The 16,106-nt window shown below is 73.5% G+C and carries 14 protein-coding genes; 9 read left to right on the plus strand and 5 right to left on the minus strand.

Annotation, left to right across the window (positions count from 1 at the left end):
- Nucleotides 1–10: 10 nt before the first annotated feature.
- From ACIQ8B_RS16115 to ACIQ8B_RS16145, 7 genes are all read left to right on the plus strand, one after another.
- Nucleotides 11–1,123: an acyl-CoA dehydrogenase family protein gene (locus ACIQ8B_RS16115; protein WP_403547467.1), complete on the plus strand. Its 1,113-nt coding sequence runs from the start codon at nt 11–13 to the stop codon at nt 1,121–1,123.
- Entirely contained in the window at nt 1,111–2,508 is a 1,398-nt protein-coding gene (locus ACIQ8B_RS16120; protein ID WP_106411621.1) for a dihydroorotase family protein, read from the plus strand. The genes ACIQ8B_RS16115 and ACIQ8B_RS16120 overlap by 13 nt, the downstream gene beginning before the upstream one ends.
- The gene (locus ACIQ8B_RS16125) at nt 2,505–3,032 is read left to right on the plus strand and encodes a flavin reductase family protein (protein ID WP_241911167.1); all 528 of its coding nucleotides are present in this window, start codon (nt 2,505–2,507) and stop codon (nt 3,030–3,032) included. The genes ACIQ8B_RS16120 and ACIQ8B_RS16125 overlap by 4 nt, the downstream gene beginning before the upstream one ends.
- Before the next feature lie 329 nt (nt 3,033–3,361).
- Nucleotides 3,362–4,426 (plus strand): biotin/lipoate A/B protein ligase family protein, encoded by a 1,065-nt coding sequence (locus tag ACIQ8B_RS16130; protein WP_403547393.1) that lies wholly within the window; start codon nt 3,362–3,364, stop codon nt 4,424–4,426.
- Nucleotides 4,423–4,692 (plus strand): hypothetical protein, encoded by a 270-nt coding sequence (locus ACIQ8B_RS16135; RefSeq protein ID WP_403547395.1) that lies wholly within the window; start codon nt 4,423–4,425, stop codon nt 4,690–4,692. The genes ACIQ8B_RS16130 and ACIQ8B_RS16135 overlap by 4 nt, the downstream gene beginning before the upstream one ends.
- Before the next feature lie 179 nt (nt 4,693–4,871).
- Complete coding sequence (locus ACIQ8B_RS16140; RefSeq protein WP_403547397.1) at nt 4,872–5,537, plus strand: hypothetical protein; 666 nt, start codon at nt 4,872–4,874, stop codon at nt 5,535–5,537.
- Nucleotides 5,538–5,895: 358 nt separating this feature from the next.
- Complete coding sequence (locus ACIQ8B_RS16145; RefSeq protein WP_403547399.1) at nt 5,896–6,780, plus strand: CAP domain-containing protein; 885 nt, start codon at nt 5,896–5,898, stop codon at nt 6,778–6,780.
- A 5-nt stretch (nt 6,781–6,785) separates the two neighbouring features.
- Here ACIQ8B_RS16145 and ACIQ8B_RS16150 read toward each other — a convergent pair whose 3' ends face one another.
- The 5 genes from ACIQ8B_RS16150 to ACIQ8B_RS16170 form a co-directional block, all read right to left on the minus strand.
- Nucleotides 6,786–7,787 carry a TIGR03842 family LLM class F420-dependent oxidoreductase gene (locus ACIQ8B_RS16150; RefSeq protein ID WP_403547401.1) on the minus strand — a complete coding sequence of 334 codons (1,002 nt, stop codon included), beginning with the start codon at nt 7,785–7,787 and terminating at the stop codon, nt 6,786–6,788.
- 11 nt (nt 7,788–7,798) lie between these two features.
- Complete coding sequence (gene hydA, locus ACIQ8B_RS16155) at nt 7,799–9,202, minus strand: dihydropyrimidinase (protein ID WP_290006421.1); 1,404 nt, start codon at nt 9,200–9,202, stop codon at nt 7,799–7,801.
- Between the two features lie 234 nt (nt 9,203–9,436).
- A complete protein-coding gene (locus ACIQ8B_RS16160) occupies nt 9,437–10,723 on the minus strand; it encodes an aspartate aminotransferase family protein (protein WP_403547404.1) in 1,287 nt (428 codons plus the stop codon).
- Complete coding sequence (locus tag ACIQ8B_RS16165; RefSeq protein WP_403547406.1) at nt 10,720–11,562, minus strand: nitrilase-related carbon-nitrogen hydrolase; 843 nt, start codon at nt 11,560–11,562, stop codon at nt 10,720–10,722. The genes ACIQ8B_RS16160 and ACIQ8B_RS16165 overlap by 4 nt, the downstream gene beginning before the upstream one ends.
- 572 nt (nt 11,563–12,134) lie before the next feature.
- The gene (locus tag ACIQ8B_RS16170; RefSeq protein WP_290006427.1) at nt 12,135–12,413 is read right to left on the minus strand and encodes a helix-turn-helix domain-containing protein; all 279 of its coding nucleotides are present in this window, start codon (nt 12,411–12,413) and stop codon (nt 12,135–12,137) included.
- A gap of 33 nt (nt 12,414–12,446) precedes the next feature.
- Between ACIQ8B_RS16170 and map the strand changes: the two genes are divergently transcribed.
- Together map and ACIQ8B_RS16180 are read left to right on the plus strand one after the other, a co-directional pair.
- Complete coding sequence (gene map, locus ACIQ8B_RS16175) at nt 12,447–13,217, plus strand: type I methionyl aminopeptidase (protein ID WP_106411630.1); 771 nt, start codon at nt 12,447–12,449, stop codon at nt 13,215–13,217.
- Nucleotides 13,218–13,551: 334 nt separating this feature from the next.
- Nucleotides 13,552–16,080: an ATP-dependent Clp protease ATP-binding subunit gene (locus ACIQ8B_RS16180; protein WP_403547409.1), complete on the plus strand. Its 2,529-nt coding sequence runs from the start codon at nt 13,552–13,554 to the stop codon at nt 16,078–16,080.
- Nucleotides 16,081–16,106: the final 26 nt, after the last annotated feature.

Consider the following 16,106-nt stretch of genomic DNA (forward strand, 5'->3'; position numbering starts at 1 on the left):
GGCGCCCGTGATGCCGGCCCGCGGACTGACCGCGCCGGTGCGCGAACGCCTCGCCGCGTGCGCGCGAGCCGCCGACGCCGGCGGTGAGCCCGACCTGGAGGCCGTGGCCCTGCTCCGCGACAGCGGACTGCTCGGCCTGGCCCTGCCCTACGAGTACGGGGGCGCGGGCACCGACGCGGAGGGGCTGAACGCGGCGGTCGAGCAGGTGGCCCGCGTCAACGCCTCCGCCGCCATCATGCTCTTCCAGCACTACGCGGTCAGCCGACGCGTCCTGGAGCACGGTGACGCGGCCCTGCGGCAGTGGCTGCTGCCGCGGCTCGCGCACGGCGACTGGCTCGCCGCCTCCGCGTGGAGCGAGACCGGCGCGGGCGCGAACAAGAAGCAGCTGTCCACGACGGCCCGCCGCACCCCCGGCGGCGGCTGGGTCCTCGACGGTGCCAAGTCCTTCACCACCAGCGCCGGGGTGGCGGACGTCTACCTGGTGCTGGCCCGGACGGAGTCCGCCGCGTCGGACGCCACCCCCGAGACCGGATACGGCGCCGCCGGGCAGACGTTCTTCCTGGTCCAGGCCGACAACCCGGGTCTGGAACCGGACACTTCGCTGCGGCTGACCGGCATGCGCGGCTCGGCGACCGGTTTCGTCTCCTTGCACGACTGCCACATCCCCGACACCGCCCGCCTCGGCCCGGTGGGCGCCGCCGCCTCGATCATCGCCGGCGTCCGCGACAGCGGCGCCACCCTCGGCGCCGTCGCCGTGGGCCTGGCCCAGGCCGCGCTCGACCTCGCCCACGCGCACGCCGAGCGGCGCGGCCTGCTGGACCAGCAGGCCGTCCGGCACCGGCTGGTGGACCTCTCCACCGAGGTCGAGGCCGCCCGTGCCGTCGTCGAACGCGCCGGACGGCGCAGCGCCGCCGACCCCGGCATGGCGACGCTGCACTCCAAGCTCTTCGCCTCCGCCGCGGCCGGCCGGGTCGTCGCCGCCGTCGAGCAGATGCTCGGTTCGGCCGGCTACGTCGCCGCGCACGAGATCAACCGCTACGGACGCGACGTCCGCGCCGTCGCGCTGATGGGCCCGACCAACGACCTCTGCAAGGAACTGGTGAGTCTGACGTGGAACAGCTGACCGACACACCCGCCGACCTGATCGTCGAAGGCGGCCGCCTCGTCACCCCCGACGGCGTCCGCGAAGGAGCCGTCGTGATCCGCGACGGCCGCGTGGCCGGCCTGCCCGCCCCCGGCGAACCGCTGCCCGCCGGCCCGCGCCTGGACGCCCGGGGCCGCTACGTGCTCCCCGGCCTCATCGACTCCCACGTCCACTTCCGCGTCCCCGGCCTGGAGTACAAGGAGGACTGGGAGCACGGCAGCCGGGCCGCCCTCGTCGGGGGCGTGACCACCGTGCTCGACATGCCCAACACCCGCCCGCCGTCCCTGGACGAGGCCGCCCTGCTGGACAAGGCCGACCTGATAGCCGGCCGTTCCTGGGTCGACCACCGCTTCCACCTGGGGGCCGACCCCGACCGCCCCGAGCTCCTGGCTGACGTGGACCCGCGCGTCGCGACCTCCGCGAAGGTCTTCATGGCCGGCCACCACACCGCGCCGGTCGTCTTCCGCGACGGCGAGCAGTTGCGCCGGGCCTTCGCCGCCGCGGCCCGCGGCGGCGTGCGGCTGGTCCTGCACGCCGAGGACCAGCACGTCTTCGACCTCCTCGACGCGGGTTCGGGCCTGGGCCGGCCGGACTCCTACGGCCAGTACGAGCCGCACCGGCCGCGCTCCGGCGGCATCGTCGCCGTGGCCCGGGTGGTGCGCCTGGTGCGCGAGTACGGCACGAAGGCGCACATCCTCCACGTGTCCTCGGCGGAGGAGGCCGACCTGCTCTCGGCGGCGGCCGCGGAAGGGCTGCCCCTCACCTTCGAGGTGACCGGCCACCACCTGTCGTTCACCCATGACGACACCACCCGGCGCGGCCCGCGCACCCGGCTCTCGCCGGCCATCCGGGACAGCCGTGACCAGCGGCGCCTGTGGCGGGCGGTGCTGGAGGGCGAGGCCGCCACCATCGGCAGCGACCACGCTCCGCACACGGTGGAGGAGAAGAACCGCCCGCCGGCCGAGGCGCCGCCCGGACTGCCCGGCGTGCAGGAGCTGGCCACGGCCGTGTGGACCGGTCTGCGGATGCGGGACACCGCGCCGGACGAGGCGGCCGCCCACCTCGCCCGGCTCATGGGGGACGGGCCCGCCCGGCTCTTCGACCTGCCCGGCAAGGGACGCCTGGTGCCGGGCGCGGACGCCGACCTGGCCCTGCTGGACCCGGACGAGCGCTGGCAGTTCTCGGCGCGCGACGTCCGGTCGCTGTGCGGCTGGTCGGCGTACGAGGGCTGGACGTTCACCGGCCGCTTCACCACCACGCTGAAGGACGGCCGGGTCGTCTGGGACCTGCGCGAGGGGTTCACCGGCAGGCCCTCGGGGCGCTGGCTGCGGGGCGCCGCCCGTCCGCTGGAGGCGGCCCGGTGACCGGGACCCTGCTCGCCGGCCGACCGGCCCACGGCACGGCGCGGGAGGTGGCCGAGGCGTTCCGCGCGGCGATGTCGGCCATGGCCGCTCCCGTCACCCTCGTCACCTGCTACGACGACCAGGGCGCGGCACGCGGTCTGACGGCCAGCGCCGTGGCCTCCCTGTCCCTGGACCCGCCGCTGTTCCTCGTCTGCCTGGACCGGCGCTCCCGTACGCACGACGCCCTGACCGGCGCCGACGCCTTCACGGTCCATCTCCTGGCGCCGGGCGACGAGCACCTCGTCGCCGGCTTCACCCGGCCGCTGGAGGAACGCTTCGACGGCATGGCACTGGCGGCGGACCCCCATCCGGCGCCGGTGCTGCGCGACGCGGCGCTGACCCTGCGCTGTCTGCGCCACGACCTGCTGGAAGGAGGTGACCACACGATCCTCGTGGGCCGGGTCGCCGGCGTCGACGGCGACCCGGGCCGGGCGGGCGGCCTGCTCTGGCACCGGCGGGGCTTCGCGCACGCGCGCCGCCCGTGATCCGCCCGCTCCCGCGCGCCGCGGAGCCGTCCCGCCCGGTGCCGACGACCGGCTGCGGCGCGTTCCACCGCACGGCCCGGCCCCGGGACGGCACGGCGGGGCATCGCCGTGAGCACGACGCCCACGGACCGCACCTCCGTGGGCGTCGGCTCCGCCGCCCCGCCCGGCGTCACCTGATCGGAACGGACGACATCGAACTGCGCCGAAGCCCTGCGCGTCCGTTCACCACAGGCGAGCATTAAGGTGCGATCCGAAGGATGTACACATCTGTCCGCATACCGGAGCGGCAGGCTCAGGACACGTGCAGCGCACTGGAAGGAAACGAAGCCGTGCATGGCGAGTACAAGGTGCCCGGCGGCAAGCTGGTCGTCGTGGATCTGGATGTCGAGGACGGTGTCCTGCGCAACGTACGAGTCGCCGGGGACTTCTTCCTGGAGCCGGACGAAGCGATCCTCGCGATCAACGCGGCCCTTGAGAGGTCGCCCTCGTCGACGGACGCCGCAGGGCTGGCCGCCCGGATCACGGCGGCGCTGCCGGAGTCGACCGTGATGTTCGGGCTGACGGCAGAGGGCGTCGGCATCGCCGTGCGGCGCGCTCTGGCCCACGCGACCGAGTGGAGCGACTACGACTGGCAGCTGGTGCACGGGGAGCCGCAGGCGCCGGCCCTGCACATGGCGCTGGACGAGGTGATCACCGCCGAGGTGGCCGCCGGGCGGCGAGCCCCGACCCTGCGGGTGTGGGAGTGGGCCTCGCCCGCCGTGGTGATCGGCAGCTTCCAGTCCCTGCGGAACGAGGTGGACCCCGAAGGGGCCGCGAAGCACGGGATGACCGTGGTCCGCCGCATCTCCGGCGGTGGGGCCATGTTCGTGGAGCCCATGAGCACGATCACGTACTCCCTGTCCGTGCCGGAGTCCCTGGTCTCGGGCCTCTCCTTCGCGGACAGCTACGCCTACCTCGACGACTGGGTGCTCGGCGCGCTCGGCGACATGGGCATCAAGGCCTGGTACCAGCCCCTGAACGACATCGCCACCGAGGCCGGCAAGATCGCCGGTGCGGCCCAGAAGCGCGTGGTGGGCCCCGAGGGCGGCCCTGGAGCCGTCCTCCACCACGTGACGATGTCCTACGACATCGACGCCGACAAGATGCTCGAGGTGCTGCGCATCGGCAAGGAGAAGATGTCCGACAAGGGCACCAGGAGCGCCAGGAAGCGCGTCGACCCGCTCCGCCGGCAGACGGGCCTCGCGCGGGAGCAGGTCATCGAGAACATGATCGCCTCCTTCCGCAACCGCTACGGGCTGACCACCGGCGAGGTCACGGCGGAGGAGATGGCCCGCGCGGAGGAACTGGTGCGGACGAAGTTCGCGACCGAGGAGTGGACCGCACGCGTGCCGTGAACGCCGTGCCCCGCCGGGTGCCGCCTCGCACACGGCAGGGCACGGTCGCGGGCCCGCGCGGCGGCCCCGGCGCGGCGCCGCACCACGTGACGACGTCGTACGACGTCGACGCGGACAAGATGCTCGAGGTGCTGCGCATCGGCGGGGAGGAGCTGTCCGACAAGGGCACCAGGAGCGCGGAGAAGCGGGTGGGCCCGCCTCGCGCGGCGGACCGGTCCGCCGCGCGGGGCGGCCATCGACCGGAATGGGTCGCCCGGGTGTCCTGACGCTCAAATCCCCCTATTCGCAGAGGAAAAGCGGCAAGCGGCCACCGATGCGGAACCGCCCCGTCACCACGCGCCTACGGAGCGAGGTGAGCCCTTCCGCACCCTGACGAAGCGTGTGACACTGGCGTCCCGTCCGCAGTGCGGACCCCTTCCGCACCGTCCCTCACGAGAAGTGCGCCGTGCGTTCCTTTCCTCTGCCGATCGCCCTGACCGCCCGTCTGTCCCCGGTGATCGTCCTCGCCGCGGCCGGATGGGCGCTGTCCTCCGGTCCGTCGGCCGCACCCGAGGCCTCCGAGAAGAAGCCGGCCGAGAAGGCCGCCACGCAGTCCCCCACCGCCCCGTCCGAGACGCAGGCGGTGAAGACGTACACCGCGGCGCCCGCGCCGTGCGACGCGCTGTCCGCCAGGACCGTCAAGTCCCTTGTGCCGGGCGCCAAGACGGCCGGCAAGGAGATACCCTCCACGGACTCCGGCCTGCGCCGCACCTGCTCGTGGAACGCCCTCGAGGAATACGAGTACCGCTGGCTCGACGTGTCCTTCGAGGTGCTGGACACCGACGAGGCCGCGGAGCAGTCGTACGACGGGCGGCTGGAGGAGAGGAGCGGCGGGGGCGCCGTCCCGGGGGTCGGGGACGCGGCGTACTCGGTCGTGAACCTCACCACCGAGGACGGGCAGGAGACGCGTGAGGGCGTCGTGGTGGCGCGGACCGCCAACGCGCTGGTGATCGTCACGTACAACGGCAGCGACTTCGAGTCGAAGAAGGCGCCGGACACGGACGAGATCAACAAGGGCGCGATCAAGGCCGCCAAGGAAGCGGTGGCCGCGCTGCAGAAGACGCAGGGCTGATCCGGAACCGTTGGTTCCGTGACATCCGTCACAGCGGGCAGGCGAGCTGACCGGGTCGCTTAGTAGACGCGGCGGCGGCGACATGGGGGACTTGTCCGGCTTGACGGGAAAGCGGACCGGGCCCGCACGGACGGCGGGCCGGCCGGGATCCGGGGGCCCCCGCTTCGTCGCCCCGCGCCGCTTTCTGACGTGACGGCAGGCGGTCCGGGCGGCCCCGTACGGACCGCCCGGCACGCTCCCCCGCCCGTCGCAAGACCCCCAGGGGTCTACGAGGCCGGGTAGTACATGAGCCCTTTGCGCTCCGCGCCGGGCCGTCCCGAGAATGACCAGCCTCCGCACACCAGGGGTGAGGTCACGTATGGGAAAGCATCGCCATCAGCAGCAGTACCGGCGGACGGTCGTCACCGCGGTCGCCGTCGGCGTCATAGGCATACCCTCGGTCGCCATGGCCTGCACCGACTGGCCGGACGGCGGACAGCGGGAGGACCGCGCCACCTCGGCGCCGTCCGCCGGCGAGGACCGCTGGGACGGGCCCGGCTGGTACAGCCGCTGGAGCGGCAAGCACCACGGCGACCCCACGCCCGTCGCGCCGGACTCCCCCAGCGCCTCCGCCGGGCCCTCGAAGGACGCCCGCGAGCACCATGGCGGCAAGCACCACGGCGGCAAGCCCTCACGGAAGCCGGAGAAGCCGGCCGCCAGGCCGGCCACCTCGGCCCCCTCCACCACCACGGCCGCCCCGGAGTCCACCACGGCCGCCCCGAAGCCCTCGACGGCGGCCCCCGCGCCCACCACGGCCGCCCCGGAGCCCTCGACGGCGGCCCCCGCCGCCCCCGAGCCCACGACCGCCGCGCCGAAGCCCGCCGCCACGGCGTCCGGCGCCGTCGCCCGGGTCGTGGAGCTGGTCAACGCCGAGCGCGCCGAGGCCGGCTGCTCCCCGGTGACGGCCGACGCCGCCCTGAACACGGCCGCGCAGCGGCACAGCGAGGACATGGCGTCGACCGGCGCCATGTCGCACACCGGCTCGGACGGGTCCGACCCCGGCGAGCGCATCACCCGTGCCGGGTACGCCTGGAGCACGTACGGCGAGAACGTCGCCCACGGTTACTCCACGCCCGAGCAGGTGATGCAGGGCTGGATGACCAGCCCCGGACACAAGGCGAACATCCTCAACTGCTCGTTCGAGGAGATCGGCGTCGGCCTGTCCGGCACCTACTGGACGCAGGACTTCGGCACCGCCCGCTGACCGGTTCAGCCGCCGAGCGCCGGGATGATCTCCGCGCCGTACGCGTCGATCGTCGTCTCCTGCGCGTCGTGCATGTCGTACACCGCGAACTGGCCGACGCCCAGGTCGCGCAGCGCGCGGAGCTTCTCGATGTGCGCCTCGGGCGGGCCGAGCAGGCAGAAGCGGTCCACGATCTCGTCGGGGACGAAGTCCGTGGACGGGTTCCCGGCCCGTCCGTGGTGGCTGTAGTCGTAGCCCTGGCGGCCCTTGATGTAGGCGGTGAGCGCCTCGGGGACCATCCCGGAGTGCTCGCCGTAGCGGGCGACCAGGTCGGCGACGTGGTTGCCGACCATCCCGCCGAACCAGCGGCACTGCTCGCGGGCGTGCGCCAGGTCGTCGCCGACGTACGCGGGGGCGGCGACGCAGACGGTGAGCGCGTCGGGGTCGCGGCCGGCCTCGGCGGCGGCGTTCCGCACGGCCTTCACCATCCACTCGGTGAGGAACGGGTCGGCGAGCTGGAGGATGAAGCCGTCGGCCTTCCGCCCGGTGAGGGCGAGGGCCTTGGGGCCGTAGGCGGCCGTCCAGACCGGCAGTTCGCCGTCGCGCACCCACGGCAGCCGCAGCCGCTGTCCGTCGACCTCGGCCTCGCGTCCCTCGGCGAGGTCGCGGATCGCGTCGATCGCCTCGCCGAGCCGGGCGAGGGTGGTGGGCTCGCGTCCGGCGACGCGCATCGCGGAGTCGCCGCGGCCGATGCCGCACACGGTGCGGTTGCCGTACATGTCGTTGAGGGTGGCGAAGGTGGAGGCGGTGACCTCCCAGGTGCGGGTGCCCGGGTTGGTGACCATCGGGCCGACCCTGAGGGTCGTGGTGCGGGCCAGGATCTGGCTGTGGATGACGAAGGGTTCCTGCCACAGCACCGCCGAGTCGAAGGTCCACCCGTGGGTGAACCCGTTGCGCTCGGCGCGCTGCATCAGGCTGATCACCCGCGAGGCCGGCGGGTCGGTCTGCAGGACGAGGCCGAAGTCCATGCGCTCCGCTCCTAGGTGAGGTACTGACAGGTGGAACGCGGGGTGTAGACGCCGTGCCCGGCGCGTCCGGTGTACTCCCGGTCGGTGATGACGGGGACTCCGCGCGAGAACACGGTCTCGACGCGGCCGGTGACCCGCTTGCCCTCGTACGCCGAGTAGTCGACGTTCATGTGGTGGGTGTCGGCGGAGATGACCTGCTCGGCCGCCGGGTCGTAGATCACGACGTCGGCGTCGGCGCCCGGCGCGACGGTGCCCTTCTTCGGGTACAGGCCGAACATCCGGGCCGGGGCGGCGCAGGCGATCTCGATCCAGCGGCGGCGGGTGAGGTGCCCGTCGAGAACGGCCTGGTGGAGGAGGTCCATGCGGTTCTCGACGCCCGGCAGTCCGTTGGGGATCTTGGAGAAGTCGCCGCGGCCGAGCTCCTTCTGGCCGGTGAAGCAGAAGGGGCAGTGGTCGGTGGAGACCACCTGGAGGTCGTCGGTGCGCAGGCCCCGCCAGAGCGCCGCCTGGTGCTCCCTGGGCCGCAGGGGCGTGCTGCACACGTACTTGGCGCCCTCGAAGTCCGGCTCGGCGAGGTTGTCGGTGGACAGGAACAGGTACTGCGGGCAGGTCTCCCCGAAGACGGGCAGCCCGTCGTCGCGGGCGCGGGCCAGTTCGGCGACGGCCTCGGCGGCGGAGACGTGCACGACGTACAGCGGGGCGCCGGCGACCTGGGCGAGCCGGACGGCACGGTGGGTGGCCTCGGCCTCCAGGAGGGCCTTGCGCACCTCGCCGTGGTGGCGGGGGCCGGTCTCGCCGCGGGCCAGGGCCTGTGCGACGAGGACGTCGATGGCGATGCCGTTCTCGGCGTGCATCATGATCAGCCCGCCGTTGTCGGCGGAGCGCTGCATGGCGCGCAGGATCTGGCCGTCGTCGGAGTAGAAGACCCCCGGGTAGGCCATGAACTGTTTGAACGAGGTGACGCCCTCCTCCACGAGGAGGTCCATCTCCTTCAGGGTCTCGTCGGTGACGTCCGAGACGATCATGTGGAAGGCGTAGTCGATCGCGCAGTTGCCCTCCGCCTTGGCGTGCCAGGCGTCCAGGCCCTCGCGCAGGCCGTGCCCGACGCTCTGCACGGCGAAGTCGACGACGGTGGTGGTGCCGCCCCAGGCGGCGGCCCGGGTGCCCGTCTCGAAGGTGTCGGAGGCGAAGGTGCCGCCGAACGGCAGCTCCATGTGGGTGTGCGCGTCCACGCCGCCCGGGATGACGTACTTCCCGGTGGCGTCGACGGTCCGCTCGGCGGTGAACGCCTCGGCGGCCGGGGTGCCGGAGGCGGCGAGGGCGGCGATGCGGCCGTCCTCCATCAGGACGTCGGCGTGGATCTCGTCGGAGGCGGTGATGACGAGTCCTCCGCGGATGACTGTGCGGGTGCTCATGTCCGGGTCGCTCCTCGAGGTGGTCCGTGCGGGTCTTCCGTGCCTTGTCGTGATCGCGTCTTCCGTGCCTTGTCGCGCTCGCGCGGCGGCAGCCGCGGATCGGTACGGCCCCGCGCCCCCGGGCCGGCCGCTGTCGCCGGGGCGGGAGGCGGGCCTCCGCCGGACCTCCTCGACCTGCGGAAGGCGGGTCTCGCGGTACGCGCCGGGGCAGCCGCCGCCGGTGTCGGTGCCGGGCTACTGGATGCTCCTCAGGGCATCCTCGAGGATCGCGGCGCCCTCCTCGGCCTCCGCGACGTTCAGGGACAGCGGCGGGGCGATGCGCAGGGCGCTGGTGTCGTGGCCGCCGCCCTTGCCGATGAGCAGGCCGCCGGCGCGGGCCGCCTCCAGAACGGCGGACGCGGCGTCGGGGTCGGCCTCGTCGGTGCCGGGCTTCGTCAGCTCGATGCCGATCATCAGGCCGCGTCCGCGCACCTCCCGGACGGCCGGGACGTGGGCGGCGGCGGCCCGCAGCCGCTCGATGAGCAGGCCGCCGACCCGGCGCGCGTTGCCCTGGAGATCGTGCTCCAGCAGGTAGGTGAGGTTGGCGAGGCCCGCCGCCATGGTGATCTGGGTGCCGCCGAACGTGGAGATGCTGTTGGCGTCCAGGCAGTTCATGATCTCGGCGCGGGCCACGACCCCGCCGATGGACATGCCGTTGCCGATGCCCTTGGCGAAGGTCAGGATGTCGGGCGGTCCGCTGCGGCCGTGCGCCTGCCAGCCCCAGAAGTGCTCGCCGGTGCGGCCCCAGCCGGTCTGCACCTCGTCGGAGATCCACAGGATGCCCCGCTCGTGCAGCACCTCGCGGAACGCCGCGTAGAGGCCGTCGGGCGGTGAGGTGAAGCCGCCGACGCCCTGGATCGGCTCGGCGATCAGCGCGGCGGGCGGGCGGGCGTGGCCGAGGAGGTCCTTGAGGTCGTCGACGCACGCGGCGACGAAGTCGTAGTCGTCGAGGTGGGCGAACGGGCCCCGGGTGCGCACCCCGCCGTGCACGTACAGCGTCTGCAGCGGGGACAGGGAGGTCGGGGACCAGCCGCGGTTGCCGGTGACGCCGACCGCGCTGAAGGAGCGGCCGTGGTAGCTGTTGCGCATCGCCAGGATCGTGTTGCTGCGCCGGTGGGTGGTGGCGAGCAGCAGGGCGGTGTCGTTGGCCTCGGTGCCGGAGGTGGTGAAGAAGACCCGGGCGTCGGGGATGCCGCTGAGCTTGGCGATCCGTTCGGCGAGGTCCACCATCGGCCGGTTGAGGTAGAGGGTGGAGGAGTGGATGATCCGCCCGGCCTGTTCGGTCACCGCCTTGGCGACCTCGGGCAGGGCGTGGGCGGTCATGGTGGTGAGGATGCCGCCGAAGAAGTCCAGGTAGCGGTTGCCCCGGGCGTCCCAGACGTGGCGTCCCTCGCCGTGGGTGATCTCGAGGGGCTCGTCGTAGTAGAGGGCGAGCCAGTCGGGCAGCACGGTGCGGTGGCGGCCGAGCAGGTCGTCGGTCACGGGCGCACCAGCCCCTCGTAGGCGTCGGGGCGGCGGTCGCGGTAGAAGGCCCACTGCTGCCGCACCTCGTCGATGAGGCCGAAGTCGAGGTCCCGGACCATCAGTTCCTCCTCGCTGCCGCTGGCGACGTCGCCGACGAACCGCCCGCGCGGGTCGACGAAGTAGCTGGTGCCGTAGAAGTCGTTGTCGCCGTACTCCTCGACGCCCACGCGGTTGATGGCGGCGACGAAGTACTCGTTGGCGACGGCCGCCGCCGGCTGTTCCAGCTGCCACAGGTACGCCGACAGACCGCGGTGCGTGGCCGACGGGTTGTAGACCAACTGGGCGCCGTTGAGGCCGAGTTGCCGCCACCCCTCGGGGAAGTGACGGTCGTAGCAGATGTAGACGCCGACCTTGCCGACGGCGGTGTCGAAGACGGGCCAGCCGAGGTTGCCCGGGCGGAAGTAGAACTTCTCCCAGAAGCCCTTGACTTGCGGGATGTGGTGTTTGCGGTACTTGCCGAGGTAGGTGCCGTCGGCGTCGATCACGGCGGCGGTGTTGTAGTAGTGACCGGACTGCTCGACCTCGAAGACGGGGGCGACGACGACCATGCCGGTCTCGCGGGCCAGGTCCCGCATCCGGCGGACGGTCGGGCCGTCCGGGACCTCCTCGGCCCAGCGGTAGTGCTCGGCGTCCTGGACCTGGCAGAAGTAGGGGGCGTTGAACACCTCCTGGAACCCGATGACCTTCGAGCCCCGCCGGGCCGCCTCGCGGGCGTGCTCCTCGTGTTTCGCCAGCATGGACTCGGTGTCGCCGGTCCAGGTCGCCTGGACCAGGGCGGCTGTTACGACGTTGGGCATGAGCTGCTGCTCCTTCGACGCGACGTCAGCGCCTCTACGCCCGGGGAAACGGCCATAGAGGGACGAACGTAAGCCTCCCGGGCGGCCTTGCCAAGACCATCGTCGTACGGCCCGTGGAGTCGATCGTGATTGACACCCCTGTGGGCGAGTGCGGCCGGCCACCGGCCCCCGGTCAGGCGGCCGGGCCCGCGGGCGTGCGGCGCGCGGGGCGTGCGGCGCACGCCGGCGCCGCTCCGCCGACACGGCCGGCGGCCGTCAGCGGCCACGGCACCAGCCGTCCCGGGTCCGGTGCCGCCGCGCGGGCGGCGTCCCGCGGGGTGCGCGTCCGGACACGGGCGCCGAACGCGGCGGCGGGAGCCGTCCGCCGGCGCGAGGGCGGCGTGCCCGGTCCCGCCGGCCGGCCGGACGACTCCCTGCCGCGAGACCCGCCGCCGGACCTTCCGGCAGTTGTTCCGCAGCCGTGGCCGACTCCCGCCGGCCCTCGGAGTGCTCGCCTCCGTGGACAGCACCCGGTGGGGTACGGCGACGCTCCGGTGAGTCCTCCGGCAGGGCGCCGGCCGGCACCGGCCCGCTCAGGCCGCGATCGACGCGTCCGCGGTGTCCGGCGTCTCCGGCGCGCAGCGCCCGATCAGCTCGTCCATCGACAGCCCGAGCGTCCCGGCCAGCGCGGCCACGGTGAAGAACGCGGGGGTCGGCGCCCGCCCCGTCTCGATCTTGCGGAGCGTCTCCGGGGAGATGCCGGCGCTCGCGGCGACGTCCGTCATGCTGCGGGCTCCGCGCGCCTCGCGCAGCAGCCTGCCGAGCCGCTCACCGCGTTCACGCTCTTCCGGGGTCAAGGGGGTGCGCACCATGGCACCCATTCTAATACCGGTATAGTAATTGGCATGGTGGAGCTGAAGACCGACGCATCGATCGATGCCATGTACGAGACCGGCCAGGTCGTCGCGAACGCGCTGACGGCCGTACGGAAGGCCGCTGACGTGGGCGTTTCCCTGCTGGAGCTGGACGAGGTGGCGAGGGAGGCGCTGAGCGCGGCGGGCGCGACGTCGCCGTTCCTGGGGTACCGGCCCTCGTTCGCGCCGACCCCGTTCCCCGCCGTCATCTGCGCGTCGGTCAACGACGCGATCGTGCACGGCATCCCGAACGGGTACCGGCTGCGCGACGGGGACCTCGTGTCCATCGACTGCGGCGCCCACCTGGGCGGCTGGGCGGGCGACTCGGCGATCAGTTTCGTCGTGGGCTCCGCGCGTCCGGCGGACGCCCGGCTGATCGAGACGGCCGAGCGGGCGCTCGCGGCCGGCACGGAGGCGGCGGTGGTCGGCAACCGCATGGGCGACATCGCGCACGCCATCGGCACGGTGTGCCGGGGCGCGGGTTACGGGATCATGGAGGACTTCGGCGGCCACGGCATCGGCCGGCGCATGCACGAGGACCCGCCCGTGCCGAACGAGGGCCGGCCGGGCCGCGGGATGCCGCTGCGGCACGGCATGGTCCTGGCGATCGAGCCGATGCTGATCGCGGGCGGCCGGGACACCTACCGCACCGACCCGGACGGCTGGACCCTCCGCACGACCGACGGCAGCCGCGCGGCCCACGTCGAGCACACGGTCGCCATCACGGAGGCGGGCCCCCGGGTGCTGACGGCGCGGAACTGAGGCGGGCTCCGGCACCGATGCGCGCCGTGCCACGCCCCTCCGGCGGCGAAGGGCTCGCACGGCAAGGGCGCCCGCACCTCCGGGAGACGCCCCGCCACCCCTCGACGGACCGGGACGGAGCCGGACGGCGGCGCCCCCGGGCCACGGACGGCCCCGGTGCGGGCGGCACCCCCTCGCGACGGCCGCCCGCGCCCGGTGCCGCCCCGCCGGGCGTGCCCGGACACCGCGGATCCGGACATGCCCGCCTCGACCGATCGTGTCATCGTGGGCATGAGCGCGCCCCGCCCGGGTTACCCGGCCCCGGCACGTCGACCCAGCGAAGGAACGGATGACGATGACGAGTGGTTTCGTCGGCCCGGAGGGTGACCCGTTCGCAGAATTCCTCGCCCGCTTCTTCGGCGGGCAGCGCCCCCGTCAGATCGACATCGGCAGGCTTCTCAGCCAGCCCGCCCGGGAACTCGTGCGCGGCGCCGCCCAGTACGCGGCCGAGCACGGCAGCCGTGACCTGGACACCCAGCACCTGCTGCGCGCCGCCCTCTCCGCCGAGCCGACCCGGAGTCTGCTCAGCCGCGCGGGCGCGGACCCGGACTCGCTGGCGTCCCAGATCGACGACCGGTCGGGACCCGTGCAGCACCCTCCCGGCGAGGCCCCGCCGCCGACCTCGCTGTCCCTGACGCCCGCCGTCAAACGGGCGCTGCTGGACGCGCACGAGATGGCCCGGGCGAGCGGCGCCGGGTACATCGGCCCGGAGCACGTGCTCAGCGCCCTCGCCGCCAATCCCGACTCGGCGGCCGGGCACATCCTGAACGCGGCCCGGTTCGCCCCGTCCGGCCCGCCCGAGGCTCCGGAGGCCCAGCAGCCCCGCACCGAGCGCCCCCGGCCCGCGACGGGCACGCCGACGCTGGACAAGTACGGCCGTGACCTCACCGCGCTGGCCCGCGAGGGCCGCATCGACCCGGTGATCGGGCGGGACACGGAGATCGAGCAGACCGTCGAGGTGCTGTCCCGCCGCGGCAAGAACAACCCCGTGCTGATCGGCGACGCGGGCGTCGGCAAAACCGCCGTGGTGGAGGGGCTGGCGCAGCGGATCGCCGAGGGCGACGTGCCCGACATCCTGCTCGGCCGTCGCGTGGTCGCCCTGGACCTGACCGGCGTGGTCGCCGGCACCCGCTACCGGGGCGACTTCGAGGAACGGATGAACAACCTCGTCGACGAGATCCGCGCCCACTCCGACCAGCTGATCGTCTTCATCGACGAGCTGCACACCGTGGTCGGTGCGGGAGGAGGCGGCGAGGGCGGCTCCATGGACGCGGGCAACATCCTCAAGCCGGCCCTGGCGCGCGGCGAGCTGAACATCGTCGGCGCGACGACCCTGGAGGAGTACCGGCGGATCGAGAAGGACGCGGCCCTGGCCCGCCGCTTCCAGCCGATCATGGTGCCGGAGCCGACGCCCTCGGACGCGGTCGAGATCCTGCGCGGCCTGCGCGACCGCTACGAGGCGCACCACCAGGTCCGCTACACCGACGAGGCGCTGGTGGCGGCCGTGGAGCTGTCCGACCGCTATCTCAGCGAGCGGCGGCTGCCGGACAAGGCGATCGACCTCATCGACCAGGCGGGCGCCCGGGTGCGGCTGCGGGCGCGCACCAAGGGCACCGACGTCCGCGCGATGGAGCGTGAGGTCGAGCAGCTGACCTGCGACAAGGACCAGGCGGTCGCGGACGAGCAGTACGAGCAGGCCATGCGGCTGCGGGACCGCATCACGGAGCTGAAGGAGCGCATCGCGCAGGCCGGCGGCGGCGACGAGGTCGACGAGGGCCAGAGCCTGTGGGTGGACGCCGAGGTGATCGCCGAGGTGGTGGCCCGGCAGACGGGCATCCCGGTCAGCCGGCTCACCGAGGAGGAGAAGGACCGCCTGCTGGGCCTGGAGCAGCACCTGCACCAGCGGGTGGTGGGCCAGGAAGAGGCCGTACGGGTCGTCTCGGACGCCGTGCTGCGCTCCCGCGCGGGCCTGTCCAGCCCGGACCGGCCGATCGGCAGCTTCCTGTTCCTCGGCCCGACGGGCGTCGGGAAGACGGAACTGGCGCGGGCGCTCGCCGAGGCGCTGTTCGGCAGCGAGGACCGGATGGTGCGGCTCGACATGAGCGAGTACCAGGAGCGGCACACGGTGAGCCGTCTGGTGGGCGCCCCGCCCGGCTACGTGGGTCACGAGGAGGCCGGGCAGCTCACCGAGGTGGTGCGCCGGCACCCGTACTCGCTGCTGCTGCTCGACGAGGTGGAGAAGGCCCACCCGGACGTTTTCAACATCCTGCTGCAGGTGCTGGACGACGGCCGGCTGACCGACTCGCAGGGCCGCACGGTGGACTTCTCCAACAGCGTCATCGTGATGACCAGCAACCTCGGTTCCGAGGCCATCACCCGGCGCGGCGCCACCCTGGGCTTCGCGACGGGCGGCGCGGAGGCCGACGAGGAGGCGCGGCGGGAGCAGATCCTGCGGCCGCTGCGGGAGCACTTCCGGCCCGAGTTCCTCAACCGGATCGACGAGATCGTGGTGTTCCGCCAGCTCACCGCGGAGGAACTGCGGCAGATCACCGACCTGCTGCTGGAGAGCACCCGCCGCCGGCTGAAGGGGCAGGGCATCACCGCCGACTTCACCGACGCGGCCGTGGACTGGCTCGCCGAACGCGGCTACGAACCGGAGTACGGCGCCCGCCCGTTGCGCCGCACCATCCAGCGGGAGGTGGACAACCAGCTGTCCCGGCTGCTGCTGGACGGCCAGGTGAAGGAGGGCGGCCGGGTGACGGTGGACACGCAGGACGGACGCCTGACGTTCCGCACGCGGGAGACGCCGACGCCGGAGCTGTGACAGCTCGCACGGCTCGGCCCGGCGCC

Source organism: Streptomyces sp. NPDC096105, assembly GCF_044763335.1.
Lineage (GTDB): Bacteria > Actinomycetota > Actinomycetes > Streptomycetales > Streptomycetaceae > Streptomyces.